The organism is Nonomuraea sp. NPDC050451, assembly GCF_044458585.1.
Map to the genome: position 1 here is coordinate 269047 of NZ_JBITHZ010000001.1, position 24786 is coordinate 293832.

Below are 24786 nucleotides of genomic sequence, written 5' to 3' on the forward strand. Positions count from 1 at the left end.
ATCGCCACAAACCGCGATCCGGGTTCATGAGTAAGGTGTGCTCCATGCGCGACGTGGAGGCCGGCGTCCTGAACGCCATCGACGAGGCCGAGACCGTGAACCTGCTGGCCGAGACCGTCGGCATCCCCAGCGTGACCGGCACCGACGCCGAGTCCGAGCTGCAGCACCGCTTCGCCCGCCTGCTCACCGAGGCCGGCATGGACGTGGACGTCTGGAAGCTCGACCTCGCCGACCTGACCGGCCGTCCCGGCTTCCCCGGCACCGAGGCGCCCAGGACCGAGGGGTACGGCGTCGTGGCCGTCACCGAGGGCGAAGGGCCGCCCGCGCTGGCGCTGCAGGGCCACGTGGACGTCGTCCCGACCGGCGACCTGGCCAAGTGGGACGGGCGCGACCCGTTCGCCGCCCGGATCACCGGCGACGTGCTGCACGGCAGGGGCGCCTGCGACATGAAGGCGGGCCTGGTCGCGAACCTGGCCGTGGCGCGGGCGATCAAGAAGGCCGGGGTCAGGCTGGCCAGGCCGCTGGCGGTGCACTGCGTGATCAGCGAGGAGGACGGCGGGCTCGGCGCGTTCGCCACGCTCGCCCGGGGGCACACGGCGGAGGCCGCGGTCATCACCGAGCCCACCAGCGGCGCGGTCATCACGGCCAACGCGGGCGCGCTGACGTTCCGGCTGGAGATCGCCGGGCGGGCCGCCCACGGGGCCACGCGGCACGAGGGGGTCAGCGCGGTCGAGGCGTTCTGGCCGGTGTTCGAGGCGATCAGGCGGCTGGAGACCGAGCGCAACCGGGACTTTCCCGACCTCTTCCGGGGCGACGGAGCGCCGTACCCGATCGAGATCGGCACCGTGCGCGCGGGCGACTGGGCCAGCACCGTGCCCGACCTGCTGGTCGCCGAAGGGCGGCTCGGGGTGCGGCTGGACGAGGACCCGGCGGCGGCGCGGGCCGCGTTCGAGGAGGCGGTCGCCGGCGTCGCCCATCCCTGGCTGCGCGCGAACCCGCCGCTGGTGACGTGGCCCGGCGGCCAGTTCGCCAGCGGCCGGCTGCCCGCCGGCCACGCGCTCCTGGACGAGGTGAGCCGGGCGGTCGCCGACGTCACGGGTGCGCGGCCCGCCGAGGCGGCGGCGCCGTACGGGAGCGACCTGCGGCTGTACGCGGCCGGCGGGATCCCGACCCTGCACTACGGCCCCGGGGACGTGCGTTACGCGCACGCCCCCAGGGAGCAGGTCGAGCTGAGCGAGCTGCGCGAGGTCACGCGGGCACTGGCACTGCTCGTTGTGCGCCGCTGCGGAGCACTCTGAGCAGGGTCCCCGGGCTCATCAGCGACGGCGGCGGGTCATAGAGGTTGGACACCCGCAGGAAGCGCAGCGCCAGCTCGGGGTCGTGCGCGGCGGCCGCGTGGAAGCGCTCCAGGTAAGCGTTCACCATGCGGACCTTCGGCGTCAGGTTGCCCTCGACGCCGGGCATCGGCAGGTCGCCGCCGACCGTGATCTCCCACGGGCCGTCCACGATCTTCGCGATCCGCCGGAAGAACGGCAGCGGCCGCAGGTCCGGGTCGAGCAGCATCCTGGCCTCCAGCGCGGCGACCGTCATGCCCTGGCCGTAGATCGGGTTGAACGCGCAGACCGCGTCCCCGACGACCAGCAGGCCCTCGGGGAAGCGGGCCAGGCGCTCGTAGCGGCGCCGGATCCCGGCCGGGATCCGGTACGTGCGCGGCTCGCCGATCGGCTCGGCCGTGCTGACCAGGCGGTGCAGGTCGGGCGCCCACAGGCCGGCGGCGAACTCGGCGAACTCGGTCAGGCCCAGCCCCGGGCCCTCCCCGTAGCCGGCCATGGTGACGATCCAGCGGTCGTCCTCCAGCGCCAGCGCGACCCCGCCGCGCGGCGACTCGACCGTGGGGGCGATCACCACGACGAGGTCGCCGCCGAAGTCGCCGGGGGTGCGGCGGAACTCGCGCGTGCCGTACCGCAGGTCGATGCCCACCCGCTCCTCCTCGGGCGGCCGGTAGCCCAGCTCGCCCAGCCAGAGCGGCGTGCGCGAGGCGCGGCCGCCCGCGTCCACCACCAGGTCGGCCGGGATCGGCTCCCCGTCGGCCAGGCGCACCCCCGTGACGCGCCCGTCCCGGGAGAGCAGGCCGGTGACGACCTTGCCAGGCGACACGTGCACGCCGGGCAGCGCGCTCACCCGGCGGCGTACCTGGCCTTCGAGCAGCGGCCGGCTGACGAGCAGCCCGATCATGCCGCTGTCGCCGCGGGCCAGCGTCCGCCCGGAGTGGTGGTGGCGCGCGTTCCGCTGCAGGTCGCCCTCCATCGCGCCCTGCGCGACGAGTTCGGCCGTGATGCCGGGCAGCAGCTCGTCAATGGTTTCGCGGCCCCTGGCGAGCAGGCCGTGCGCGTGCCGGCTCTGCGCGGTGCCCCGCCGGTGGACGTCCACGGCGGGCAGCGTGTCGCGGTCGAGTACTGTGACGGTGGCGAAGCGGCGGTGCAGGGCGGCCGCGGTCAGCAGCCCCGCCATGCTCGCGCCGATGACGACGGCGTGGTCCATGAGATCCCCCAGTTGGTGTCTGTCCGGCTGAGGGTCACCCGGGACGGCCGTTCGTTCCATGTCGAATGGCACGTTCCCGCTGTGCCGGCGGGCACTGAAAATGGACTAGAGTCCGAATCATGTCGGAGTCCCTGGAGCTTCTGGTCGGCCAGCCGGTGAAAGAGCGGGCGGACGCGGCGCGCAACCGGGAGAAGGTGCTGGCCGCGGCCGCCCGGCTGTTCGCGGAGAAGGGCGTGGAGGCCGTCTCCATGGACGCCGTCGCCGCGGAGGCCGGGGTGGGCAAGGGCACGCTCTTCCGGCGGTTCGGCGACAAGTCGGGGCTCGCCGTGGCGCTCCTGGACGCGCGCGAGCGCGATCTGCAGCAGCGCATCCTGTCCGGACCGCCGCCCCTCGGGCCCAGCGCCCCCGCGCCCGAGCGCCTGACCGCCTTCGTGGCCGCCTACCTCGACTACCTCTTCGCCCACCTGGACCTGGTCCGCATGTCGGAGACCGCCAGCCCGGGGGCCCGCTACCGGATCGGGGCCTACCGCTTCTGGCACCGGCACGTGGCGATCCTCCTGGCCGAGGCCCGGCCGGGCTGCGACGCCGACCCGCTGTCCCACGCGCTGCTGGCGGCGATGGGCGCGGAGGCGGCGGCGGCCCTTCAGGACACCTACGGCCCGGACCGCGCGACCGCGGCCATCACCACCCTCGCCACCACCCTCACCACCCCCTGATCCACCCGGCGGGGTGGGTCAGGCGGAGGTGGAGATGCGGCGGCGGGATTCGGGGACGATGAGCGGGGTGCCGGACTGCGGGTCCGGGATGATCTCGCAGCGCAGGTCGAACACCCGGTGCACCAGCTCAGGCGTGACGATCTCCGTCGGATCCCCCTCCGCGACGATCTCGCCGGCCCGCATGACGATCAGGTGGGTCGCGTACCGGCAGGCCTGGTTCAGGTCGTGCAGGACGGCCACCATGGTGCGCCCGGCCTCGTGCAGGTCGGCGCAGAGGTCCAGCACCTCGATCTGGTGGGAGATGTCCAGGAACGTGGTCGGCTCGTCCAGCAGCAGGATCGGCGTCTCCTGGGCCAGCGCCATGGCCAGCCACACCCGCTGCCGCTGCCCGCCCGACAGCTCGTCCACGATCCGGTCGGCCAGTTCCGCCACGTCGGTGGCGCGCATGGCCTCGGAGACGGCCGCCTCGTCGGCGCGCGACCACTGCCGCATGAGCCGCTGGTGCGGGTAGCGGCCGCGGGCCACCAGGTCGGCCACGGTGATCCCGTCGGGCACGACCGAGCTCTGCGGGAGCAGGCCCAGTCGCCGCGCCACCTCCTTCGACGGCAGCGACGTGATCACGCTCCCGTCCAGGTGGACCGCGCCGGTCCTGGGCTTGAGCATCCGGGCCAGGGCGCGCAGGAGGGTGGACTTGCCGCAGGCGTTCGGGCCGATGATCACGGTGAAGGACTCGTCGGGGATCGCCACGCTCAGGTCGGTCGCCACGACGCGCTGGTGGTAGGCGAGGGTGAGACCAGTACCTGACAAACGGGCGGTGCCTGACAAACGGGCCATCAGTGGCGGTCCTTTCGCAGGAGCAGGGCGAGATATGTGCCGCCGATGGCGGCGGTCAGCACGCCGACGGGCAGCTGGGTGGGGGCGAGGACGCGCTGGGCGGCCAGGTCGGCGCCGGTCAGCAGGACGGCGCCCATGAGCGCCGAGGCCCCCATCGTCACCCCGGCCGAACGCGTGAGCCGCCGGGCGAGCTGCGGCGCGGCGAGCGCGACGAAGACGACGGGCCCCGCGGCGGCCGTGGCCACCCCGGACAGCAGCACGCCGGCCGTGATCGCCACCGCGCGCACGAGCTCCACCCGGATCCCCATGGCCTTGGCCGCGTCGTCGCCCATCCCGATCATCCGCATCGGCCGCGCCACGAACGCGCACACCGGCAGCAGCACGGCCAGCGCCAGCGCCACGGGCATCGCGTGGTCCCACCCGCGCCCGCTCAGGCTGCCGGTGAGCCAGGCGCCCGCGGTGGCCGCGTCGTTGATGTTCGCCCTGGTCAGCAGGTACGAGTTGACCGCCAGCAGCAGCGCGTTCGCCCCGATGCCGACCAGGACCAGCCGGTAGCCCTGCACGCCGCCGCGGAAGGCCAGCGCGTACACGAGCACGGCCGTGATCACGCACCCGGCCAGCGCGCCACCGGCGATCACCATCGCCGAGCCGCCGGCCACGACGGCGACGATGCCGCCCGTCGAGGCGCCGGCGGTGAAGCCGATGAAATCGGGACTGCCGAGGGGGTTCCTGGTGAGGCTCTGGAAGATCGCGCCGCTCACCCCGAACGCCGCGCCGACCAGCAGCCCGGTCACCACGCGAGGGGCGCGGAGCTTGTTGACGATCAGCTCGGCGACCGGCGTGCCCTGGCCGAAGAGCGCGGAGACGATGTCGGGCACGGGCACCGTGAACTCGCCCGTCGAGATGGCCGCCACGGTCACCGCGCAGGCGACCACGACGAGGACCGCGCCGACGAGCAGGGCGCGGGGTGCGAGCCGTACGGACCAGGGGCCGACGCGGATGGTCACAGCGCCGCCACCCGCCTACGCCTGGCCAGCATGATGAAGATCGGCGCGCCGATCACCGCCCACACGATCCCCACCTGCACCTCTCCCGGCCGGGCGATGACCCGGCCCACCACGTCGGCCGCCAGCAACAGCACCGGCGCGGCCAGCGCCGAGTAGGGGAGCACCCACCGCTGGTCGGGCCCCACCACCGCGCGCACGGCGTGCGGCACGATGAGCCCCACGAACCACAGCGGCCCCGCGGCGGCGGTGGCCGCGCCGCACAGCAGCGTGACGGCCACCCCGGTGAGGACCCTGGTACGGTTCACGGCCACGCCGAACGCCCGGCCCGCGTCGTCGCCGAGCGCGAGCATGTTGAGCGGCCTGGCCAGCAGCAGCCCGAGCACCAGCCCGGCCACCATGAACGGCGCCAGCCGCACCAGCGTGTCGGCCGTCTGCCCGGCCAGCGACCCGGTCAGCCAGAACCGCATCCGGTCGAACGTCTGCGCGTCCATCCGCAAAATGGCCGAGGCCACGGCCGTGCACACCATGCCGAAGGCCACGCCCGCGAGCGCGAGGCGTACCGGGCTGGAGCCCGAGCGGCCCGCGGAGGCCAGGGCGTAGACGACGGCCGAGGCCAGCGCGGCCCCGCCGAACGCGAACCAGACGTAGACCGCCGGATCGGACAGCCCGAACAGGCCGAGCGCCAGCGTCACACCGAGCGCGGCCCCCTCGTTGATGCCCAGCAGGCCGGGGTCGGCCAGCGGGTTGCGGGTCAGGCTCTGCATGAGCGCCCCCGCCAGGCCGAGCGTCGCGCCGACGCCGAGGCCCAGCAGCGTACGCGGGATGCGCAGCTCGCGGATGACCGTGTGGTCGTTGGAGCCGTTCGGAGCGAGGAAGGCGTCGATCACCGTCGAGAACGACACGGATCGCGCCCCCAGCGCCACGCTCGCCATCGCCACGAGCGCCAGCACGCCCACCGTGACGACGAGCCCGGCGGCGAGCATGAAGGCTCGCCCCTTCGGACCTGCGGTGGGAGCGGGGTGGCCGGTGGCGGGCGGATCGTCCCCCACGGCCCCCCAGCGCGGCGGGGTCGTGTCTTCAGCCGGGCGCACCCGACCCCCTCTCGTAGCGGTCAAACTTAGGCAAGGCTAATCTAAACGCCCAGTAATCAGGCAAGCCTAACCTTAGGAGATGTACATGTCGGGACCGGTTCTGCCTCGCAGGGGTTTTCTGGCGTCCGCCGCGGGCCTCGCGGCAGCCCTGACACTGGCGGCGTGCGGCGGCGAGCCGGCCACCGGCGGGTCCGCCCCCGCCACCTCGGCCGCCACTGCTTCGGGCGCCGCTCAAAGCTGGACGTTCACCGACGACCGCGGCAAGAAGGTCGAGCAGCCCAAGACCCCGTCCAGGATCGTCGCCCAGGTCGGCGCCGCCGCCGCGCTGTGGGACTTCGGCGTGCGCCCCGTCGCCGTCTTCGGCCCGCACAAGCTCAAGGACGGCTCCAAGGACCCGCAGGTCGGCAACGTCGACATCACCAAGGTCCAGGGCCTCGGCAACGTGTGGGACGAGTTCAACGTGGAGCAGTACATCGCGCTCCAGCCCGACCTCCTGGTCAGCAGCATGTACATCAAGGGCACCCTCTGGTACGTGCCCGAGAAGTCGAAGGACACCATCGAGCAGGTCGCCCCGACCGCGGGCATCATGCTGACCGGCCGCAGCGCCACCCAGGTGATCGGCAAGTACGAGGAGCTGGCCAAGTCGCTGGGCGCCGACATGCAGGGCGTGCCCGAGGCCAAGGCCCGCATGGAGGCCGCCACCAAGGAACTCGCCCAGTTCAAGAACCTCAAGATCCTCATGATGTCCGGCGGCCCCGACGCGATGTGGGTGGTCAACCCGCCGGAGTACCCGGACATCGTGCACCTGATGGACGCGGGCCTGGACGTCGTCAAGCCGTCGAAGGTGGACGAGGGCGGCTTCTTCCAGACGCTGAGCTGGGAGAACGCCGACGAGTACGACGCCGACGTGATCCTCTATGACACTCGCACCCAGTCGCTCAAGCCCGAGGAGATGATGAAGAAGCCCACCTTCGCCAAGCTCCCCGCGGTCAAGGCCGGCCAGCTCTACCCGTGGAACGCCGAGGCGCCCTACAGCTACCAGGGCTACGCGGCCTTCCTCGAGGGGCTGGTGGCCAACCTGAAGAAGGCTAAAGAGCTCCCCTGACCTCGACGATCTCGGCGAGGGGGAATTCGAGGTAGTCGCCCGCCTCCTCGCACCACGCGTCCAGCGCGGCGCCCTTGAGCTCGCCGTGGCTGATCGTGGCGGTCAGCCCGTCGGTGAGCGTGATGCCGGCGCGTACGCCCCGGTCGACCACGAACCCGAGCAGCGACTGCTGGGCCGTCGGCAGCCTGGTGGCCATCCTGCCGATGATCGCCCAGGTGCGGCCGTTCTTGCCGTCCTCGGCGCGGCCGGTGGAGACCAGGCGGCGGGCATGCTCGTACGGGTCGGGGATCGGCTCGGCGAGCATGTAGGGCACCTCCAGCTCCGCGAGGCCGGGGAACTCCGACAGCTCGGCCACCTGGCCGCCCGGCAGCAGGATCAGCTTGCCGTTCGGCGGCTCTTCCGGCCTGGCGCGGTGAATGGTGATCTGGCCGGTGTCGGCGACGGGCACGGGGGAGTAGCCGACCTCGCGCAGCGCGGCCAGCGTGCGGTCGGCCGGCGCGGCGCTCACCAGCACCGTGGGCGCGAGCAGCCGCAGGCCCAGCCGGCCCAGCCGCCGGTGCGCGGCGATCTCGGCCAGCAGCGCGGGGTCGCCGGCCTGGACGACGCATCCGACGGTGGTGACGGTGACCTCGCCGTGCCTGCGCGCGGTGTCGCGTACGAGGTATTCGAGCGGCTGCGGGATCGTGCCGACCCCGGCCAGCTCGTCGAGCAGGGCGTCGGCGTCGTAGCCGCGGTCGAGCGCGCGGCGCACGCTCTCGGTCGTGAACCGCCACACCGAGGCCGCGCCCCGTGACTCGCGGTCGGCGGCCCGGTCGAGCAGCGCCGCCAGCTCCGCCGACGGCGGCCCGGTCACGACCGCGGTCAGGTCGGGCCCGAACAGCGCGCTCCTGCGCACGCTCGCCAGCGCCCTGGTGGCCGCCTCGGCCAGCTCGGGGTCGTGCTCGACCATGGGCACGGCGTCGTCGTTCTCGTCGCCCGGCCCGGCGGTGAGCCCGGCCAGCGCCCGGCCGAGGTCGGTGATCGCGTTGTTGGCCAGCAGGCCCAGCAGCGTCGCCTCGTCGAGCACGGCGGGCGCGCAGGCCAGCAGCAGCTCCAGATCGAGCAGCGGCGCGTGCCAGTGAACGTTGGCCACGAGGCTGTCGCGGTCGGCGAACGCCGTGCCCGCGGGCAGGCCGGCCAGGACCGGCAGCACGGACCTGCGGATCCTGGCGACCGCGCTGCCCGAGGGGTCGTCGCCGAGCACGGTGCCGTACTTGCCGTCGACCTTGCGCAGCGACGAGCGCTCCATGCGCCACCAGGCCGCCAGCAGCACCCGCAGCCGCGCCGAGCCCTCGTCGAGCCGCCACCGGTCGAACCGCTCGGTGGGGATCATGCCGCCCGACTGCTCGTCCCAGGCCAGCAGCCTGGCCACCGCGCAGACCTCCAGGAGCAGCCGCGTCTCGTCCTCGTCGCAGCCGGTCTCCTTGGCCACCCTGCGCACCTCGCGCACGCCCACGCCGCCGGTCTTGAGCAGGGGCAGCGGCGTCTTGGCGGTGTTGTCGAGCAGGGCCGCGCACCGCTCGACCACGTGCGGGGCGGCCAGCGTCATCAGATGGTCGACCTCCTCGGGGTCGACCGGGATCGTGGCCACCTCGGGCGCCTCGGGCCGGAAGGCCGGGTGGTAGCCGGGCCCGCGCAGGCAGATCGCCACCTCGCGGGGGATCTCCGCGACGTGCCAGCTGGGGCGGAAGAGCAGGCCGTGGTCGGCGCACCACTTCTCCGGCGTGCCGGGGGTGACGAACCGGCCGCCGTCGACGTTGAGCGCCGGGCCCTGCCAGGCGAACCGGTCGAGCAGCGGGATCGTGCCGTCGGGCGCGCCGCGCAGCAGCGCGTCGAGGCGCTCGCGGTCGGCGAGCGCCTCGGTGACGCGGGTGATGACGCGGCGCTTGTGGCCGTGGGAGGACAGGCCGAGGTTGCGGGCCAGCGCGTGCAGCGCGTCGTTGCCGATGGACCAGGAGTTGACGTAGTGGTCGAGCGGCTCGCCCAGGCTGAGCGGGGCGGACCACCAGCGGGCAACGCCCTCCGCGAGGTGGATGACGCCGTCGTCGCCCGGCCAGCCCAGCGCGTGGTCGTAGAGGTGCTCCAGCCAGGGGGTCACCTCTTCGACCGGCGCGTCCACAAAGCCGGCCAGCCGTTCGGGCGTGGGGCGGGTCATGGCCAGGGCGGCCTCGGCGAGCTGCAGGCAGGGCAGCGGCAGGGCCCGCAGGGTCTCCATCACGGCGAAGCCGTTGCTCAGCCGCTGGGCCAGGATGTCGAGCCGCCGCGGCCAGGGAGCGGCGATGGCGTCGGGCCTGTTGGCCAGGATGCGGCCCAGCCTGTCTTCGTTCAGTTTTCGCAGCCAGCCGAGCAGGTGATCTTCCATCTGTGAGCAACTCTCATGGGGTCGCACGCGGGGACTCACCGTGAGCCATGAGCATCCACGGTAATGCAGATCACCCCCGGTCAGGAGAGGACTGCCCAGACGATCTTCCCGTGAGGTGCAAGTGCGGACCAGCCCCAGCGGAGGCTGAGTGATTCGACGATGTGGAGTCCGAGGCCGCCGGTGTCAAGGGGGCCAGGGTATCGCAGCACCGGCACCGATGAGCCGGGATCGGTGAATGCGCTGGTCACCAGGGGTCCCCGGCGGACGAGGGACATGTGGACGGGGCGCTGGCAATGGGGCTCGTCCAGGTGCAGGCCGTGGCGCAGCGCGTTGGTGGCGAGCTCGGAGATCACCAGCTCCATGTTCTCGATCAGCTCGGCGAGCCCCCATCCCGACAACGCGCCGGCGGTGAAGCTGCGGGCCGAGTGGACCGAGGCCGGGCTGGGCGGGAGCACGAACGTGGCGCTCGCGGACGGGCCGGGGACCAACAGATCGCGGGCCGCCTCCGGCCACCAGCCGACCGGAGGCCACCAATCGAACGTGGTCCACAGGCCGGGCGCCGTGGTGGATTGCACGGTGATCATTCTGCGACAAATCCTCGTGCAGGTGCAAGAGCGAATGCACGTGCAGACAACCCGTGCAGGCGCTACGGTTGCCCTCAAATGGTCAATATGGGGGAAAGGGGATCTTGTCCGCGGCCCATGATCTTTCGGCCGTGAAGTGACAGACTGTATGTGTATACCCCGCAACATGGGGTGGGTCGCCGACCGCAGCCCACCCTAGGTGCATACTCCGCTACTTGCGGTGGACGGCCGAACGCCGCCCTCCGCGTCGCAAGGAAACGAACAAGGAGCAGCACGTGTCCATTGATCCGCCCGGTTCTGGTTCGACCGTACGGCGCATCATGCTGGGGGCGAGTCTCAGGCGCCTGCGTGAGGCCAGCGGGCTCGACCGTGGACAGGCCGGATTCCACATCCGGGCGTCCGAGTCCAAGATCAGCCGGATGGAGCTCGGTCGGGTCGGTTTCAAGACACGTGACGTGGAAGACCTGCTCACCCTGTACGGCGTCGTCGACGATGCCGAGCGCCGTGCCCTGCTGGAGATGGTTCGCGAGGCCAACACCCCCGGGTGGTGGCACAAGTACTCGGCCGAGCTGCCTTCGTGGTTCACCACTTACGTGGGCCTGGAGGAGGCCGCCGAGATGATCCGCACCTACGAGGTGCAGTTCGTGCCCGGTTTGTTGCAGACTGCCTCGTATGCGCGATCGGTATTCCAGCTTGGCAACCCCGGTCTGAGTCCGGACAAAATCGAACGCCGCGTGCATATGCGCATGCAGCGTCAGGAGCGCTTCACCCAGAAGGACGGACCCCGCCTGTGGGCCGTCATCGACGAGGCGGCGCTCAAGAGGACCATCGGCGGGCGGGAGGTCATGGCGGAGCAGCTCCAGCATCTGCTGGAAGTGGCTGCCCTTCCCAACATCACCATTCAGGTGATGCCCTTCAGGTTCGGCAAGCATGCCGCTGAAGGGGGCGCGTTCAGCATCTTGCGGTTTCCCGAGTCCGACTTGTCGGACGTTGTCTACGTCGAGCAGCTCTGGGGTGCCCTGTACCTGGACAAACGCGAGGACATCGACCCGTACCTCACGGCCATGGAGCAGTTGTGCGTGGAGAGCACCACGCCAGGGGGCACCGTCGAGCTCATCGGCGGTCTTCTCAGAAAGATGTAGATGAACCAGACCTACAACGGCATGCCCGCGGCGAACCTGACTCAGGTCGCCTGGCGCAAGAGCCGCTACAGCAACTCGCAGGGCAACTGCGTGGAGCTCGCCGAGCTTCCTGACGGGGGGATCGCGGTCCGCAACTCGCGCTTCCCCGACGGCCCTGCCCTCATCTATACCCGCGACGAGATCCGGGCCCTGGTGCTCGGGGTGAAGGACGGAGAGTTCGACGGCCTGCTCGTTTAACAGCCTTGTAACCTCCGGCGCACCCGCTTAACGGGGGTGCGCCGGAGGCTTAACAGCCCGGCCTTCTGTTGCCGAGAGGATCAGGGTCATGCTCGACCAGATGACCCTGTATCCGATCGCCGACGACGTGCTGTTCGCGCCCGGCGGCAAGGTCGTGATCCGTACGTATGGAGTGGCGCCCGCCACCACGGGGGCCTCCGTCTCTTACCGGACCTGGGTGACCGGCCTCCGCGACCAGCCGCGGTACTGGCACTGGGGCCACTTCGAGGACGCCGCCTCCGGGCACCGCAGGGTCCTGGAGTGGCTCACGGGACGGGGACCGCAACCTTCCCAATCGCTGACCTGATCGCTATCCTCATGCCAAGCAACCGCTTGGTAGAGGAGGCGTGGTGCGGCGCGCGATCCACCTGATCGAGGAGGTCGACTTCCGGCCGATGAACTCCAGGCGGCCCCTGGAGTACCTCACCTGGCTGACCCGCTACAAGCGCGAGGACGAGAGCCGCGGCGCGCCCTCGCTCACCTCCGGCATGTCCATCAGGTCCCGCGAGATCGACCTGGTGGGCGCCTTCTACGCCGTCGGCATCACCGGCCATCCGCAGTTCAAGGCCGTCACGCTGTGGGACTGCCACGGCGGATGGGACGGCGGCTGGCGGCAGATGATGGAGATCTACCAGGGCGTCGACGAGCGTCTCTTCCTGTCCGACATCGACGACCTGCGCTTCTCCGCCTTCTCCAGGCCCCTCGGCGCCGCGCCCGGCTGCCCGCCGCTGTTCGAGGCGCCCGCCGCCGAGCTCTACCTCTTCGAGAACGCCCGGGTACGCCCGGGGGCCGCCCTCGACTACCTGCACGCGGTGCGCACCGAGCGGGCGCCGCTGCTCGCCGAGCACGGCCACACCCTGGTCGGGCTGTACGAGGTGCTGTTCTGCGACACCGAGGCCGTCACCGTCTGGGGCGTCTCCCTCGACGACCACCTGGCCACCCAGCGCGCCCGCGACGCCGCCCTGGGCCTCGACGACGAGGTCGCGCCCGATTCCCGGCTTCTGGACTGGAGCAAACGGGCTCGCGACTATCTGGAAGGCCCCTGGCGTGAGACGCTTCTGGCACCGTTCCCCGGTTGCCGCCTGGCGCCGGAGGTCCCGCCGGGTTAGCGTCGGCTGCGGAGGTGGCCATGACGGACTCGTACCTCTACAACGGGCAGAGCCCCGACGAGCACGTCGCCGCGTGCCCCGACTGCCGCGCCGCCATCGCGCTGCTCGACCATCCCGACCCGGCGGCGGAGCCGCCGCCCACGCTGCGCGAGGCGGTGCTGTCCAAGGCACGCCGCCGCCGCAGCCCGGCCGTGCTGGGCGTGTCGTCGGTGGTGGTCCCGTACGCCGAGCAGGTCGCGCTCATGGACGACCTGCTCGCCGAGCTGAGCGTGCCCCAGTGGGACGCCCCGATCGTCAAGCACGGCACGGTCAGGGGGCTGATGGAGCACCTGGCGGCCAACGACGCGACCGTGGCCCGGTTCATGGGCGTGCGCGGCACGAGCGGCCCGCCGGTGCACCGGCGCTGGCGCGAGCAGGCCGGCAGCCTCCTCGAACGGGTCTCGGCCAGCAGCGAGGTGCTGCTCGGCGTGGAGGTCGCGCTGGCGGGAGCGCGGCCGGCCCGCGCGCCGCTGCGCCAGGCCCTGATCCAGCGCACGTTCGAGACGTGGACGCACGCCGACGACATCAGGGCCGCCACCGACCGCTCCCAGGAGCCGCCGCGTCCCGAGCACGTGCACATGATCGCGGAGTTCGGGCTGGCGCTGCTGCCGCGGGCGATGCGGGAGCCGCGCCGCGACGTCTCGGCCACCGTCGTGCTGACCGGGCCGGGCGGCGGCACCTGGACGATCCCGCTGTCGCCCACCTCCGACCACGTCGCGGTGCTGGTGTCGGCCGACGCGGTGGACTTCTGCCGGCTGCTGGCCAACCGCCGGCCGCCCGACTCCTTCCCGTACGCCGCCGAGGGCGACTCCGCCCTGGCCCGCGACATGATCAGCGCCGCCGCGACGCTGGGGTGCGATTGATGAGCGACATGGAGCTGTGCGCGCGCTTGACGGCCGGTGACCTCGACGCGCTGGCCGACGCCTACGACCAGCACGGATCGTACGTGTACGGGGTCGCGGTCAAGGTCACCGGCAGCCAGGCGCACGCCGAGGAGATCACCCAGAACGTGTTCACGGCCCTGTGGGAGCAGCCGCTCTCCTACGACCCCGCGCTGGGGTCGCTGCGTGGCTGGCTGGTCAGCCGCGCCATGCACGAGTCGGCCGTGCGCTCGAAGGTCGGCTGACCCGTCAGCTCACCTGTCAGCTCACTGGGGCGTTCCAGGCCAGGAGCACGGGCTCGGCGTGCTCGTAGCCGAGCCGCGAGTACGTGCCCGTGTCCAGCTTCAGCAGCCTGCCCTCCTCCGGCCCGAGGCCCAGCCAGCGGGCGGCCAGCACGCGCAGGAAGTGCCCGTGCGCCACCAGCACCACCCGCCCCCCGGCCTTCCCGGCCCGCTCGATCGCCCGGTCGGCGCGGGCGGCCACCTGCTCGGCGCTCTCGCCGGGGTGCTCGGCGTCGCCGGGGATCACGCCGTCCCGCCACAGGTACCAGCCGGGGTGGCTCTCGCGGATCTTCGGCGTGGTGATCCCCTCGTAGCCGCCGTAGTCCCACTCCCACAGGTCCGGGTCCACCTCGTAGCCGGTCAGGCCGGCCAGCTCCGCCGTACGCCGTGCGCGCTGGGCGGGGGAGACCAGCACCAGGTCGAACGACTGCCCCTTGACCAGCGGCGCCAACGCCCTGGCCTGGTCCTCGCCGTGCTCCGTCAAAGGCAGGTCCGTACGTCCGGTGTGCTGACCCGCCTTGCTCCATTCGGTCTCACCGTGCCGGAGCAGCAGCATCTCTTCCATGGAGTCCATCATCCGGTATGCCCGGTTCCGGCCCGGCGTCAGGTGGCGAGCTCCTCGACGATGGGGGCGAAGGCGTCCAGGTCACGCTCGTGATGCACCACGAAATACGAAATATCGTGCTCGTCCCGCCAATAGCGGAGCTTGTCGATGATGTCGGCGCGGGTCCCGAGCAGGACCTGCGGCGTCTCCCCGAGCGACGAGCTGTCGGCCGCGCTCCACGCCTCCTCCGCCTTCCGCTCGCCCACCTGCACCACGCTCGTCCCCAGCTCCAGCGCGTCGTAGCGCTCGCCCGCGGCCTCGCGCACGATCTCGAGCTTCCGCAGGAACGCCGCCAGGCCGCCGTCTTTGTCGTCGGGCCCGCTGCCGTCCGGCCGGACCCGCATCCCGATGTTCACGACGTCCGCCTCCTCGGCCGCCAGCCGCAGCATCCGCGGCCCGCCGCCGCCGAGCACGATCGGCGGGTGCGGCCTGCGTACGGGCTTGGGCCGCTGGTCGAGCCCGTCGATGCGGTAGTGCTTGCCCTGGAAGCTGAACGGCCCGTCCCCCCAGAGCCCCTTGAGCACGGCCACGGCCTCCCGCAGCCGCTCCACCCGCACGCCCGGCGGCTCCAGCGCCAGCCCGGCCCCTTCGTAGTCGCGCGCCATCCACCCGGTCCCGATCCCGACCTCCAGCCGCCCGCCGGACAGCAGGTCGAGCGTGGCCGCCTCCTTGGCCAGCACGGCCGGATGCCGGAAGTCGTTGGCGAACACCAGCGTGCCGACCTGCAGCCTGGTGGTGGCGCAGGCGGCCGCCGTCAGCGCGGCGATGGGCGCGAACCTGGGGCCGACGAGATGGTCGGGCACGAGGAGTACGTCGTACCCCTGGGCTTCGAGCCGCCGCGCCTTCTCCGCCCACGCCTCGCCCGACCCGGCCTCCCGCACCACCGCCCCGAACCTGAACCGCCGCACGATGCCTCCCATCATCTTGAGCAAGCGCTTGGGCGACACTGTACGCGCGAACGCCCGCTCCCGCTCGGCGGCGTCGGGCTCCCACGGCCTGGTGGGAGGCGCCTGCGTTCGCGGGAGCCGGTCGGGTCAGCGGGAGGGGAGGGCGAGGGCGATGCCGGTGGTGGCGGCGGTGAAGACCAGCCAGGCCACGCCGCCCGCCGTGTCCGGGAGCCCGGCGAACCAGGGGACCGGGATGAGGAACGGCGCCACGATCATGGTGATGGCCGCCCACTTCGGCGCGGCGCTGCGGAGCGCGGCGACCCCCAGCAGCGCGAAGCCGAGCAGGCTCAGGAAGAACGTGAACCCGAGGATCGAGGTCGGCATCCCCTCGCTCAGTTCCGTGACCAGCCGGTTCGTGGTGGGCACGTCGAGTCCCGCCTTGGCGGCCGCGTAGATGGTGTCGTCGGAGGTCAGGCCGAAGGGCAGGGCCATGGCGAAGGCCAGGATCATGCCCACGAGCCCCAGCACGGGCCGCCCCGAGCGGGCCACCTTGCTCACCGCGAAGATCGCGGGGATGAGGGTGACGACGCCGAGGGCGCCGACCCAGCTCCACAGCGCGTAGGCGTCGAGGTCGGCGACGAGGGCGCGGATGTACGGCTCGCCCTCGGCCGTGGCGTCGAACGGCGCGAGCAGGAGTGTCAGGGCGACGGTGAGCGGTGAGATCACGGCGCAGGCGATCATCGCGTTCCGGGTGAAGCCGGTGGTGGAGGAGGTTGTCTCAACGGTGGTCATGCCCCGAGGGTGAGCCCGCGGGGCGGGGGCTCGCATGAGTAAGGGATACTCAAATCGCGGGTTTACCAAGCGCTTGCTTAGGTGCCAGACTGTGGGCATGGAGATCCCGGTGCGCCAGGTGACGGACGACGAGGCGGCGTTCTTCGGCGAGCACGGCTGGGTGCGGCTCGGCCGGCTGATCGACCCGGGCACCGCCGCGGCCCTGCGCGAGCGCGCCACCGGCTTCCTGAACGGCCGGTCCAGGAGCCACGAGTCGCTGGTCGACGAGGCGTTCGGGCAGTCGAGGGACATCGCGGCGAGCGACGAGATGTTCGGCGCGCTGACGTCGAGCCCCGAGATGGGCCGCAACGCCGTACGGCTGCTGCGCGGCGTCCGGGCCGTGCGCGTGCAGGTCACCAACCTCCTGGTCAAGGAGGCGGGGGAGCACGGGGCGACCGAGTTCCACCAGGACTTCCCCTGGATGCCGATGGACCGCTCGGCCATGCTGACCGTCTGGCTGGCCCTCGCCGACGTGCCCGCCGACATGGGGTCGCTGCGCTTCTACGACCGCTCGCACCGGTACGGCCTGCTCGGCCGCAGCTTCACCCGGCCGGGGGACGACCAGCTCACCCAGCACCCGTGGCTCAAGGAGCTGGAGCTGTCGCCGCCGCTCGACCTCGAGGCGGGGGACGCCACCGTGCACCACGCCCTGACCGTGCACGGCGCGCCCGCGAACCGCCGCGACAGCCCGCGCCTGTCGTTCACCGTGACGTACTTCGACGCCGACGCCCTCTACACCGGCCTGCCCTACCGGCAGACCGACGGGCTCGGGCTCGAGGTCAACCGGCCGTTCGAGCACGAGAGGTTCCCGTGCGTGAGCCTCGGAGGCCCGGATGCCTGAGACCGTACGGGGGCCGGTGGTGGAGCTGGGGGCGACGCTCATGCACGAGCACGTCTTCGGGCTGAGCCCCGAGATCCTGTGGAACTGGCCGGACATCCCCGAGGGATGGGACCTCGAGACGCGGGCGCGCGAGGCGGCGGGCAAGCTCGACGCGCTCAAGGCCGAAGGCATCGACACGATCGTGGACCTGACCGTGCTGGGACTCGGCAGGTACGTCCCCGCCGTCCAGCGCGTGGCCGAGCTGACCAGCGTGAACATCGTGGCCGCCACCGGTCTCTACACCTACGACGCGCTGCCGCCGTACTTCGGCAACCGGGGCCCGGGATCGCTGTTCGGGGGGCCGGACCGGCTGGCCGAGTTCTTCGTGCGGGACATCGTCGAGGGGATCGGCCGGACCGGCGTGAAGGCGGCCATGCTCAAGTGCGCCTCCGACCACCTGGGGATGACCAAGGGCTGCGAGCGGGTGTTCAGGGCGGTCGCGCAGGCGCACCTGGAGACCGGCACGCCGATCACCACGCACTCCCACAGCGCCTCCAGGGGCGGCCTCGAACAGCAGCGCCTCCTGGGCGAGCTGGGCGTGGACCTGGGCAAGGTGGTCATCGGGCACGCGGGCGACTCCACCGACGTGGCCTACCTGGAAGAGCTGATCGCCAACGGCTCCTACCTCGGCATGGACCGCTTCGGCATCGAGACGATCAGCCCGTTCGAGGACCGCGTGGAGATAGTGGCGAAGATGTGCGAGCGCGGACACGCCGGAAAAATGGTCTTAAGTCACGACTCGTACTGCTTCAACGACCGCTTCGACGCCGACGTCGTACGGCGGCGCCACCCCAACTACCACCTTCTCCACGTCCCCCGCGACGTCGTGCCCGAGCTCCGCAAGAGGGGCGTCACGGACGACCAGGTCCACCAGATGCTCGTCGACAACCCGCGGAGGATCTTCGCATGACCGATGACATTGAGGACTTCGACGTCAGCGCGGACTGGCACGTCGCCGCCCCGTACGACTTCCTCCGCCGGCTGCGCGAGGAGCGGCCGGTCTTCCGCAGCGAGCACCTCGGCGCGTACGTCCTGACCCGCTATCCCGACGTGCGCGCGGCCTACGGCGACCCGCGGCGCTTCTCCTCCAAGGGCTCGCTCACGATCTCCCGCAGCCTGACCCGCGAGACCAGGGAGAAGCTGGGCGAGCATGGCTCGTTCCTGTCCAGCTTCGTGGCGAACGTGGACCCGCCCGACCACACCCGCCTGCGCCGGTCGGTGTCGAAGGCGTTCACGCCGCGTGCCGTGGCGGCCATGGAGCAGGAGTTCCGGCGGCTCAACGAGGACCTGCTCGACCGCCTGGAGCCGCGCAAGAGCGCCGACTTCGTCAGCGAGATCGGCCACGAGCCGTCGATCAAGCTGACCGCCCGCTTCATCGGCGTGCCCGAGGCCGACGAGGCGTTCGTGCAGGCGCACGTCAAGGACTGGTTCCAGCTCTTCCTGTCGCCGCAGCCCCCGCAGCGCCAGCTCGAACTCGCCGACAGCTTCCTGACCTACCTCGACTACGTGGACCGCCTGGTCGCCTCCCGGGCCAAGGACCCGCAGGACGACTTCACGTCCCTGATGACCTCCCTGATCGGCGTGGAGCTGACCCACCGCGAGGTCGTCGAGCTGATCTCCACGATCCTGCTCGGCGGCAACGACACCGTCCCCAACCAGCTCGGCAACACCGTCCTGCGCCTGCTGCGGGAGGGCGCCTGGCCGGTGCCGCCCGAGCTGGTCGCGAACGCCGCCGAGGAGTGCATGCGCATCGACGGCGCGTCGCTGGGCTCGTTCCGCTACGCCGTGACCGACATCCCCCTGCACGGCGTGACGATCCCGGCGGGCGCCCTCGTCCTGCTCTCCACCGACTCCGCCGCCCACGACGAGAGCGTCTTCCCCGAGCCGGAGCGCTTCCTGATCGACCGGGCCAACGCCGCCGAGCACATGGTCTTCGGCTACGGCATCCACTTCTGCGTCGGCGCCGCGCTCGGCCGCCTCCAGCTGCGCACCGCGCTCGACGTGCTCGGCCGCCGCCTGCCCGGCCTGCGGCTCGTCCCCGGCGCGCCGGTCGCCCACCGCAGGTCGATCGTCGGCCGCGGCCTGACGTCCCTGGCGGTGGAGTGGTGAGCGGCCGCCCCTCAGGCCGGTTCGACGGCCGGGTCGCGATGGTGACGGGCGCGGGCTCGGGCATCGGCGCGGCCTGCGCGGCGCGCCTGGCCGCCGAGGGCGCCTGCGTCGGCGTCCTGGACCTCCGCGCGGCCGGGGCGAAGTCCACCGCGGCCGCCATCCGCGCCCACGGCGGCACGGCCATGGCCCTGACCTGCGACGTCTCCGACGAGAAGCAGGTGGAGGAGGCGGTCGCGGCCCTGGTGACGTCGTTCGGCCGGGTGGACGTCCTGCACTCCAACGCCGCCGCGCTCGACGCCGGCGTCTACGGCCGCGACCGGGATCTGGACTCGCTCGACGTCGAAGTCTGGGACCGCACGATGGAGGTCAACCTGCGCGGCGCCATGCTGATGGTCAAGCACACGGTGCCCGCCATGCCGGACGGCGGCGCCATCGTCCTCATGTCGTCGGTGTCCGCCCTGGTCGGCGACGAGGTCCACGCCGCATACGGGGCCTCGAAGGCGGCCCTGATCGGCTTCACCCGGTTCGTGGCCACGATGTACGGCTCCCGCGGCGTCCGCTGCAACGCCGTCGCCCCCGCCCTCGTCCTCACCCAGACCGCCCAGCGGGCTTTGAGCCAGGAGCAGCTCGCCGACAAGGCCGCCGAACGGCTGCTGCCGTGGCCGTGCACCCCGGACGACGTCGCGAACCTGGTGTGCTTCCTCGCCTCCGACGAGGCCCGCTGCATCACCGGCCAGACCCTGACCATCGACTCCGGCACCCTGGCCCACCGCCCGCAGCACGCCGTCCAGCGCTGGCGCGACCTGAACGACGCGCCCACTGATCGGGCTCACTGATTGGGCCCACTGACGCCGATGGGCGGGCGCCGCGCGGGGCACCCGCCCATCGAGCCAACCGGCCGTTGTGCTGCGGTATGGGAAGATCCTCCCCATACGTGCGGTGAGCAGGGGAGGTCTCATGGAGCCGGTGGCGGTCGGGCTGGTCGGAGCGGGCCCGTGGGCCGAGAGGGCGCACGCGCCGATGCTGTCCAGGGGGCCGCACACGCGGCTGGCCGGGGTGTGGGCCCGCCGTCCCGAGGCCGCCGCCCGGCTCGGAGCGCCGGTGTTCGAGCGCGTCGAGGAGCTGTTCGACGCCTGCGAGGCCGTGGCGTTCTGCGTGCCGCCCGCCGTACAGGCCGAGCTCGGCGTCCGCGCCGCCCGCGCGGGCAAGGCCCTGCTGCTGGAGAAGCCACTCGCCGACACGCTGGACGGCGCGCGGCGCCTGGCCGAGGCCGTCGCGGAGGCGGGCGTCGCCTCCCAGATGGTGCTCTCCCTGCGGTACGCCGCCCGGACCCGCGACTTCCTGGCCCGGTGCCGCGAGATCCAGCCGTTCGGAGGCCACGCCGCGAACATCTCCGGCGTCCTCCTCGGCGACCACCCCTACGGCACGCCGTGGCGGCTGGAGAAGGGCGCCCTGCTCGACGTCGGGCCGCACGTGATCGACCTGCTCGACGCCGCCCTGGGCCGGGTGACCGCCGTGCGCGCGCACGGCGACCCGCTCCGCTGGACCGGGCTGCTGCTGGAGCACGAGGGCGGCGCGGTCAGCGAGGCGTCCCTGTGCATGGCCGCCGTCGGCGACCCGCCGCCCGCCACGTTCGCCGTGTACGGGCGGGCCGGCAGCGCCGTGCTGGAGCGGTACGACGACGACCCCCTGGTCACGCTCGTGGCGGAGTTCGCCGAGACCGTGCGGAACGGCGGCCGTCACCCCCTCGACGCCGCCCACGGGCTCAGGCTCCAGGAGATCATCGCCGAGGCGGAGTCCCAACTGACCCCTTGACGGCGCGGGCATCCGGAGGATTGATAGCGTTTGTCCGATGCGCAGGGTCGCAGCGAAGTCCGGTGCGAGTCCGGCGCTGTCCCGCAACTGTCATAGCCAGGTCGCCTGCCTCTGCGCTGACGTCATCAACCCTCGTGGAAAAGGGTGATCCGTCGCTCAAACGCGGGTCTCTCGGTTCCGACAGTGAAAGGACTACTCGTGAGGCCCCGACGTACGGCCCTCGCGGGCGCGCTGCTGGGAACGCTGATCCTGGCCGGATGCGGCCAGACCGGCACCACAGCCACCCCGTCCGCAGCCCCCGGCGCTTCCTCCGCCCCCGCCCCCGCCTCCGCAGCGGGCTTCCCCGTCACCGTCGAGGCGGGCAACGGCAAGGTCACCCTCGCCAAGAAGCCCGAGCGGATCGTCTCCCTCTCGGCCACCCACACCGAGACGCTCTTCGCCATCGGCGCGGGCCCCCAGGTCGTCGCCGTGGACGACCAGTCGAACTACCCGGCCGAGGCCCCCAAGACCGACCTGTCCGGCTTCAAGCCGAACGTCGAGGCCATCGTCGCCCAGAAGCCCGACCTGGTCATCGTCTCCAACGACATCGACCAGATCGTCGCCGAGCTGGGCAAGGTGAACGTGCCCGTCCTGCTCGAACCCGCCGCCACCAAGCTCGACGAGGCGTACGAGGAGATCGCCGAGATCGGCGCGGCCACCGGCAACAAGGCCAAGGCCGACGAGGTCGTCTCCGGCATGAAGACGGCCATGGACAAACTGGCCGCCGAGGCGCCCAAGGACAAGAAGCTCACGTACTACCACGAGCTCGACCAGACGCCGTACGCGGCGACGTCCCAGACGTTCATCGGCCAGGTCTACAGCCTGTTCGGCCTCACCAACATCGCGGACAAGGCGCCCGACCAGGCGGGCGGCTATCCCAAGCTGTCGGCCGAGTTCGTGGCCCAGGCCGACCCCGACATGATCTTCCTCGGCGACGTCAAGTGCTGCCAGCAGAGCAAGGACACCCTGGCCAAGCGGCCGGGCTGGAAGGGCCTGTCGGCCATCAAGAACGACCAGGTGATCCAGCTCGACGACGACCTGGCCTCCCGCTGGGGGCCGCGCGTCGTCCAGCTCGCCGAGTCCATCGGAGCCGCGGTCGCCAAGGCCGGGGCCAAGAGCTGACCATGGCGGCGCAGGCCGGCCCGTCCAGGGCCAGACCACTCTGGATCGCGTGCGCCCTGGGCGTGCTGGCCGTCTGCATGATCGCCGGGCTGCTGGACGGGGCGGCCGACATCTCGCCCTGGCAGGTGGTGCTCCAGGCCGTGGACTGGCTGCCGTTCGTGCACGTGGACTCCGGGCTCGCACCGGTCGAGCAGGGGCTGCTGTTCGAGCTGCGGCTGCCGCGGGTGCTGGTGGCCGCGGTGGTCGGGGGGCTGCTGGCCATGGCGGGGGCGGGGTACCAGGGCGTGTTCCGCAACCCGCTCGCCGACCCGTACCTGCTGGGCGCCGCGGCCGGGGCCGGCCTGGCGACGACCGTGGCCATCGTGCTGCTGCCGGAGTCGGGCGCGAGCATCCCCGTCGCGGCCTTCCTCGGGGCCGTGGGCGGGGTGTTCCTCGCGTACACGCTCGGCAACACCGCGGGGCGCTCCGGCGGCACCGCGACGCTGGTGCTGGCCGGGGTCGCGGTCACCTCGTTCCTGACCGCGATCCAGACGTTCGTCCAGCAGTTCAAGGTCGAGGAGCTGCAGCGCGTCTACTCCTGGATCCTCGGCGACGTCGGCGGCGGATGGGACCAGTTCTGGCTGGTGCTGCCGTACGCCGCCGTCTCGGCCGTGCTGCTCCTGCTGCACGGGCGGATGCTGGACGTGCTGTCCGTGGGCGACGAGGAGGCCACCAGCCTCGGCGTTCGGGCTGCCAGGGTGCGCCTCACCGTGCTGCTGGCCGCCTCCCTGGCCACCGCGGCGGCCGTGGCGGTGAGCGGGCTGATCGGGTTCGTGGGCATCGTCATCCCGCACATCGTGCGGCGGCTGGCGGGCGGCTCGTACCGGATCGTGCTGCCGCTCTCGCTGATCGGCGGCGGGGCGTTCCTGGTGCTGGCCGACCTCATCGCGCGTACGGTGATCGCGCCCGCGGAGCTGCCGATCGGGGTGGTGACCATGTTCGTGGGGGCGCCGTTCTTCGTCGGGGTCCTGCGCATGACCAGGCGGACGGCCACATGATCAGCACCCACGCGCTGTCGGTACGGCTCGGCGACCGCGAGGTCGTGTCCGACGTCTCGCTCCAGGTGCGAGGCGGCGAGTGGCTGGCGATCATCGGGCCGAACGGGGCGGGCAAGTCCACCCTGCTCAAGGCCGTCATGGGCCTCGTCGCGCACCGGGGCGAGGTCACGCTGGACTCCCGGCCTGCGGCCCGGCTCAAGCCCCGCGAACGCGCCCGCCTGCTGGCCTACGCCCCCCAGACCCCCGCGCTGCCTCCCGACATGACGGTCTTCGACTACGCGCTGCTCGGGCGCACCCCGTACATCCCCTACCTGGGCCGGGAGAGCGCGCACGACCGGGAGGTCACCGCCGGCGTGCTCGAACGGCTCGACCTGACCGCCCTCGCCATGCGGCGCGCGGGGGAGCTGTCCGGCGGCGAACGCCAGCGCGTGGTGCTGGCCAGGGCGCTCGCCCAGGGGGCGCCCGTACTGCTGCTGGACGAGCCCACGACGGCCCTCGACCTCGGGCACCAGCAGCAGGTGCTGGAGCTGGTGGACCGGCTGCGGCGGGCGGACGGCCTGACCGTCGTCACCACCCTGCACGACCTGACCGTCGCCGGGCTCTACGCCGACTCCCTGCTCCTGCTGGCCGGCGGGCGCGCGGTCGCCTCCGGCCGGCCCGCCCAGGTGCTCACCGAGCCGTTGGTGGGACGGCACTTCGACGCCCATGTCAAGATCGAGCCGGGGCCGGACGGCCGGCCCGTCGTGCACCTCGTCAGGGGAGGGCCATGAAGCTCACGTATCGCGTGGAGGACGGGGCACGGCTGGGGGCGCTGCTGTGGGAGTTCGGGCCGGGCTGGCGGATGATCTCCTCCGCGCTGCTGGGCGGCGGGATCGGCTTACGCGAGTGGGTGCTGAACGCGCAGGTGGTGGCCGGGTACTCACGGATGGACCCGGTCGATCACCTGCTGTCGTTAGGCCCGGAGGGGGACGGCGTCGGCATGCTGACCGCAGCCTCCGTCGACCGCTGCGTCCAGGCCTCGGACGGCGGCGTGGAGGCGTACGCGACCGTCGGCCTCCGCGTCCCGACCTGGGCCGCCGCCCCTGAAGGGAGCGCGGACCCGGAGCTGGCGCCGATGCGGGTGGGGACCGTCAACATCGTGACCGTGCTGCCGGTGGCCATGACGGACGCGGCCCTGGTCAACGCGGTGATGACGGTTACGGAGGCGAAGTCCCAGGCGCTGATCGAGGCGGGCTTCCCGTGCACGGGCACGGCGTCGGACGCGGTCTGCGTGGCCGTGCCGGCGGACGGGCCCGCGGAGCTGTTCGGCGGGCCCCGCTCGGAGTGGGGCGCCCGGGCGGCCCGCGCCGTCCACGCCGCCGTCCGTCAGGGCGCCGAATCGTGGCGGCCTCGTGACTTCAAGTGACGGACGTGCGCGCGTGGGCCGACCGCCTAGGGGGCCGGTGTCACCCTGTC

Annotated in this window: 27 protein-coding genes; 18 read left to right on the forward strand and 9 right to left on the reverse strand. The window is 72.3% G+C overall.

What is annotated here, in order from left to right; genetic code table 11:
* Nucleotides 1-44: 44 nt before the first annotated feature.
* Entirely contained in the window at nucleotides 45-1298 is a 1254-nt protein-coding gene (locus ACIBI9_RS01105; protein ID WP_397219880.1) for an ArgE/DapE family deacylase, read from the forward strand.
* Here ACIBI9_RS01105 and ACIBI9_RS01110 read toward each other — a convergent pair.
* Nucleotides 1249-2541, reverse strand: coding sequence for an FAD-dependent oxidoreductase (locus ACIBI9_RS01110; RefSeq protein ID WP_397219881.1), 1293 nt, complete (start codon nucleotides 2539-2541; stop codon nucleotides 1249-1251). The genes ACIBI9_RS01105 and ACIBI9_RS01110 overlap by 50 nt on opposite strands.
* 119 nt (nucleotides 2542-2660) lie before the next feature.
* Between ACIBI9_RS01110 and ACIBI9_RS01115 the strand changes: the two genes are divergently transcribed.
* The gene (locus tag ACIBI9_RS01115) at nucleotides 2661-3257 is read left to right on the forward strand and encodes a TetR/AcrR family transcriptional regulator (RefSeq protein WP_397219882.1); all 597 of its coding nucleotides are present in this window, start codon (nucleotides 2661-2663) and stop codon (nucleotides 3255-3257) included.
* Between the two features lie 18 nt (nucleotides 3258-3275).
* Here ACIBI9_RS01115 and ACIBI9_RS01120 read toward each other — a convergent pair whose 3' ends face one another.
* From ACIBI9_RS01120 to ACIBI9_RS01130, 3 genes are read right to left on the reverse strand one after another with little or no spacing between them, the layout of a single operon-like run.
* A complete protein-coding gene (locus ACIBI9_RS01120; protein ID WP_397219883.1) occupies nucleotides 3276-4091 on the reverse strand; it encodes an ABC transporter ATP-binding protein in 816 nt (271 codons plus the stop codon).
* The gene (locus ACIBI9_RS01125) at nucleotides 4091-5098 is read right to left on the reverse strand and encodes a FecCD family ABC transporter permease (RefSeq protein ID WP_397219884.1); all 1008 of its coding nucleotides are present in this window, start codon (nucleotides 5096-5098) and stop codon (nucleotides 4091-4093) included. The genes ACIBI9_RS01120 and ACIBI9_RS01125 overlap by 1 nt, the downstream gene beginning before the upstream one ends.
* A complete protein-coding gene (locus ACIBI9_RS01130) occupies nucleotides 5095-6189 on the reverse strand; it encodes a FecCD family ABC transporter permease (protein WP_397219885.1) in 1095 nt (364 codons plus the stop codon). Before ACIBI9_RS01130 ends, ACIBI9_RS01125 begins: the two co-directional genes overlap by 4 nt.
* A gap of 85 nt (nucleotides 6190-6274) precedes the next feature.
* On the opposite strand from ACIBI9_RS01130, the gene ACIBI9_RS01135 reads away from it, so the two are divergent.
* Nucleotides 6275-7294: an ABC transporter substrate-binding protein gene (locus tag ACIBI9_RS01135; protein WP_397219886.1), complete on the forward strand. Its 1020-nt coding sequence runs from the start codon at nucleotides 6275-6277 to the stop codon at nucleotides 7292-7294.
* Here the strand turns inward: ACIBI9_RS01135 and ACIBI9_RS01140 are convergent.
* On the reverse strand, nucleotides 7278-9695 hold the full coding sequence (locus tag ACIBI9_RS01140; protein ID WP_397219887.1) for a helicase-associated domain-containing protein: 2418 nt from the start codon (nucleotides 9693-9695) through the stop codon (nucleotides 7278-7280). The two genes, ACIBI9_RS01135 and ACIBI9_RS01140, sit on opposite strands and share 17 nt — an antisense overlap.
* A gap of 80 nt (nucleotides 9696-9775) precedes the next feature.
* Nucleotides 9776-10279, reverse strand: a complete 504-nt coding sequence (locus ACIBI9_RS01145) for an ATP-binding protein (protein ID WP_397219888.1) — start codon at nucleotides 10277-10279, stop codon at nucleotides 9776-9778.
* Nucleotides 10280-10599: 320 nt separating this feature from the next.
* On the opposite strand from ACIBI9_RS01145, the gene ACIBI9_RS01150 reads away from it, so the two are divergent.
* From ACIBI9_RS01150 to ACIBI9_RS01175, 6 genes are all read left to right on the forward strand, one after another.
* Nucleotides 10600-11421 carry a helix-turn-helix transcriptional regulator gene (locus tag ACIBI9_RS01150; RefSeq protein ID WP_350741585.1) on the forward strand — a complete coding sequence of 274 codons (822 nt, stop codon included), beginning with the start codon at nucleotides 10600-10602 and terminating at the stop codon, nucleotides 11419-11421.
* Entirely contained in the window at nucleotides 11422-11658 is a 237-nt protein-coding gene (locus ACIBI9_RS01155; RefSeq protein ID WP_185072716.1) for a DUF397 domain-containing protein, read from the forward strand.
* Between the two features lie 88 nt (nucleotides 11659-11746).
* A complete protein-coding gene (locus ACIBI9_RS01160) occupies nucleotides 11747-12004 on the forward strand; it encodes a hypothetical protein (protein WP_397219889.1) in 258 nt (85 codons plus the stop codon).
* Nucleotides 12005-12047: 43 nt separating this feature from the next.
* Complete coding sequence (locus ACIBI9_RS01165; protein ID WP_397219890.1) at nucleotides 12048-12806, forward strand: hypothetical protein; 759 nt, start codon at nucleotides 12048-12050, stop codon at nucleotides 12804-12806.
* A gap of 20 nt (nucleotides 12807-12826) precedes the next feature.
* On the forward strand, nucleotides 12827-13708 hold the full coding sequence (locus ACIBI9_RS01170; protein ID WP_397219892.1) for a maleylpyruvate isomerase family mycothiol-dependent enzyme: 882 nt from the start codon (nucleotides 12827-12829) through the stop codon (nucleotides 13706-13708).
* On the forward strand, nucleotides 13708-13971 hold the full coding sequence (locus tag ACIBI9_RS01175; protein WP_355383572.1) for a sigma factor: 264 nt from the start codon (nucleotides 13708-13710) through the stop codon (nucleotides 13969-13971). Before ACIBI9_RS01170 ends, ACIBI9_RS01175 begins: the two co-directional genes overlap by 1 nt.
* Nucleotides 13972-13987: 16 nt before the next feature.
* Here the strand turns inward: ACIBI9_RS01175 and ACIBI9_RS01180 are convergent, their stop codons facing one another.
* From ACIBI9_RS01180 to ACIBI9_RS01190, 3 genes are all read right to left on the reverse strand, one after another.
* Nucleotides 13988-14572, reverse strand: coding sequence for a histidine phosphatase family protein (locus tag ACIBI9_RS01180; RefSeq protein ID WP_397219894.1), 585 nt, complete (start codon nucleotides 14570-14572; stop codon nucleotides 13988-13990).
* Between the two features lie 38 nt (nucleotides 14573-14610).
* Nucleotides 14611-15519: a TIGR03621 family F420-dependent LLM class oxidoreductase gene (locus ACIBI9_RS01185; RefSeq protein WP_397219895.1), complete on the reverse strand. Its 909-nt coding sequence runs from the start codon at nucleotides 15517-15519 to the stop codon at nucleotides 14611-14613.
* A gap of 126 nt (nucleotides 15520-15645) precedes the next feature.
* Entirely contained in the window at nucleotides 15646-16290 is a 645-nt protein-coding gene (locus tag ACIBI9_RS01190; protein WP_397219896.1) for a hypothetical protein, read from the reverse strand.
* A 97-nt stretch (nucleotides 16291-16387) separates the two neighbouring features.
* Here ACIBI9_RS01190 and ACIBI9_RS01195 point away from each other — a divergent pair, with 97 nt between their 5' ends.
* The 9 genes from ACIBI9_RS01195 (at nucleotide 16388) to ACIBI9_RS01235 (ending at nucleotide 24736) form a co-directional block, all read left to right on the forward strand.
* The gene (locus tag ACIBI9_RS01195; protein WP_397219898.1) at nucleotides 16388-17170 is read left to right on the forward strand and encodes a phytanoyl-CoA dioxygenase family protein; all 783 of its coding nucleotides are present in this window, start codon (nucleotides 16388-16390) and stop codon (nucleotides 17168-17170) included.
* A complete protein-coding gene (locus ACIBI9_RS01200) occupies nucleotides 17163-18119 on the forward strand; it encodes a phosphotriesterase (protein ID WP_397219899.1) in 957 nt (318 codons plus the stop codon). Before ACIBI9_RS01195 ends, ACIBI9_RS01200 begins: the two co-directional genes overlap by 8 nt.
* A complete protein-coding gene (locus ACIBI9_RS01205) occupies nucleotides 18116-19318 on the forward strand; it encodes a cytochrome P450 (RefSeq protein ID WP_397219900.1) in 1203 nt (400 codons plus the stop codon). The genes ACIBI9_RS01200 and ACIBI9_RS01205 overlap by 4 nt, the downstream gene beginning before the upstream one ends.
* The gene (locus ACIBI9_RS01210) at nucleotides 19315-20154 is read left to right on the forward strand and encodes an SDR family NAD(P)-dependent oxidoreductase (RefSeq protein WP_397219901.1); all 840 of its coding nucleotides are present in this window, start codon (nucleotides 19315-19317) and stop codon (nucleotides 20152-20154) included. Before ACIBI9_RS01205 ends, ACIBI9_RS01210 begins: the two co-directional genes overlap by 4 nt.
* Nucleotides 20155-20257: 103 nt before the next feature.
* Nucleotides 20258-21133 (forward strand): Gfo/Idh/MocA family protein, encoded by an 876-nt coding sequence (locus ACIBI9_RS01215; RefSeq protein WP_397219902.1) that lies wholly within the window; start codon nucleotides 20258-20260, stop codon nucleotides 21131-21133.
* A 198-nt stretch (nucleotides 21134-21331) separates the two neighbouring features.
* A complete protein-coding gene (locus tag ACIBI9_RS01220) occupies nucleotides 21332-22294 on the forward strand; it encodes an ABC transporter substrate-binding protein (protein ID WP_397219903.1) in 963 nt (320 codons plus the stop codon).
* Between the two features lie 2 nt (nucleotides 22295-22296).
* Nucleotides 22297-23331, forward strand: coding sequence for an iron ABC transporter permease (locus ACIBI9_RS01225; protein ID WP_366324472.1), 1035 nt, complete (start codon nucleotides 22297-22299; stop codon nucleotides 23329-23331).
* Nucleotides 23328-24101: an ABC transporter ATP-binding protein gene (locus ACIBI9_RS01230; protein WP_397219904.1), complete on the forward strand. Its 774-nt coding sequence runs from the start codon at nucleotides 23328-23330 to the stop codon at nucleotides 24099-24101. Before ACIBI9_RS01225 ends, ACIBI9_RS01230 begins: the two co-directional genes overlap by 4 nt.
* A complete protein-coding gene (locus ACIBI9_RS01235) occupies nucleotides 24098-24736 on the forward strand; it encodes an adenosylcobinamide amidohydrolase (RefSeq protein WP_397219905.1) in 639 nt (212 codons plus the stop codon). Before ACIBI9_RS01230 ends, ACIBI9_RS01235 begins: the two co-directional genes overlap by 4 nt.
* Nucleotides 24737-24786 lie beyond the last annotated feature (50 nt).

Excerpts from the sequence above, each read along its gene's own strand:
- ACIBI9_RS01105 (WP_397219880.1), top strand. The coding sequence starts at position 45 with ATGCGCGACGTGGAGGCCGGCGTCCTGAACGCCATCGACGAGGCCGAG.
- ACIBI9_RS01110 (WP_397219881.1), bottom strand. The coding sequence starts at position 2,541 with ATGGACCACGCCGTCGTCATCGGCGCGAGCATGGCGGGGCTGCTGACC.
- ACIBI9_RS01115 (WP_397219882.1), top strand. The coding sequence starts at position 2,661 with ATGTCGGAGTCCCTGGAGCTTCTGGTCGGCCAGCCGGTGAAAGAGCGG.
- ACIBI9_RS01120 (WP_397219883.1), bottom strand. The coding sequence starts at position 4,091 with ATGGCCCGTTTGTCAGGCACCGCCCGTTTGTCAGGTACTGGTCTCACC.
- ACIBI9_RS01135 (WP_397219886.1), top strand. The coding sequence starts at position 6,275 with ATGTCGGGACCGGTTCTGCCTCGCAGGGGTTTTCTGGCGTCCGCCGCG.
- ACIBI9_RS01140 (WP_397219887.1), bottom strand. The coding sequence starts at position 9,695 with ATGGAAGATCACCTGCTCGGCTGGCTGCGAAAACTGAACGAAGACAGG.
- ACIBI9_RS01145 (WP_397219888.1), bottom strand. The coding sequence starts at position 10,279 with ATGATCACCGTGCAATCCACCACGGCGCCCGGCCTGTGGACCACGTTC.
- ACIBI9_RS01150 (WP_350741585.1), top strand. The coding sequence starts at position 10,600 with ATGCTGGGGGCGAGTCTCAGGCGCCTGCGTGAGGCCAGCGGGCTCGAC.
- ACIBI9_RS01155 (WP_185072716.1), top strand. The coding sequence starts at position 11,422 with ATGAACCAGACCTACAACGGCATGCCCGCGGCGAACCTGACTCAGGTC.
- ACIBI9_RS01160 (WP_397219889.1), top strand. The coding sequence starts at position 11,747 with ATGCTCGACCAGATGACCCTGTATCCGATCGCCGACGACGTGCTGTTC.
- ACIBI9_RS01170 (WP_397219892.1), top strand. The coding sequence starts at position 12,827 with ATGACGGACTCGTACCTCTACAACGGGCAGAGCCCCGACGAGCACGTC.
- ACIBI9_RS01175 (WP_355383572.1), top strand. The coding sequence starts at position 13,708 with ATGAGCGACATGGAGCTGTGCGCGCGCTTGACGGCCGGTGACCTCGAC.
- ACIBI9_RS01180 (WP_397219894.1), bottom strand. The coding sequence starts at position 14,572 with ATGGAAGAGATGCTGCTGCTCCGGCACGGTGAGACCGAATGGAGCAAG.
- ACIBI9_RS01190 (WP_397219896.1), bottom strand. The coding sequence starts at position 16,290 with ATGACCACCGTTGAGACAACCTCCTCCACCACCGGCTTCACCCGGAAC.
- ACIBI9_RS01195 (WP_397219898.1), top strand. The coding sequence starts at position 16,388 with ATGGAGATCCCGGTGCGCCAGGTGACGGACGACGAGGCGGCGTTCTTC.
- ACIBI9_RS01200 (WP_397219899.1), top strand. The coding sequence starts at position 17,163 with ATGCCTGAGACCGTACGGGGGCCGGTGGTGGAGCTGGGGGCGACGCTC.
- ACIBI9_RS01205 (WP_397219900.1), top strand. The coding sequence starts at position 18,116 with ATGACCGATGACATTGAGGACTTCGACGTCAGCGCGGACTGGCACGTC.
- ACIBI9_RS01225 (WP_366324472.1), top strand. The coding sequence starts at position 22,297 with ATGGCGGCGCAGGCCGGCCCGTCCAGGGCCAGACCACTCTGGATCGCG.
- ACIBI9_RS01230 (WP_397219904.1), top strand. The coding sequence starts at position 23,328 with ATGATCAGCACCCACGCGCTGTCGGTACGGCTCGGCGACCGCGAGGTC.
- ACIBI9_RS01235 (WP_397219905.1), top strand. The coding sequence starts at position 24,098 with ATGAAGCTCACGTATCGCGTGGAGGACGGGGCACGGCTGGGGGCGCTG.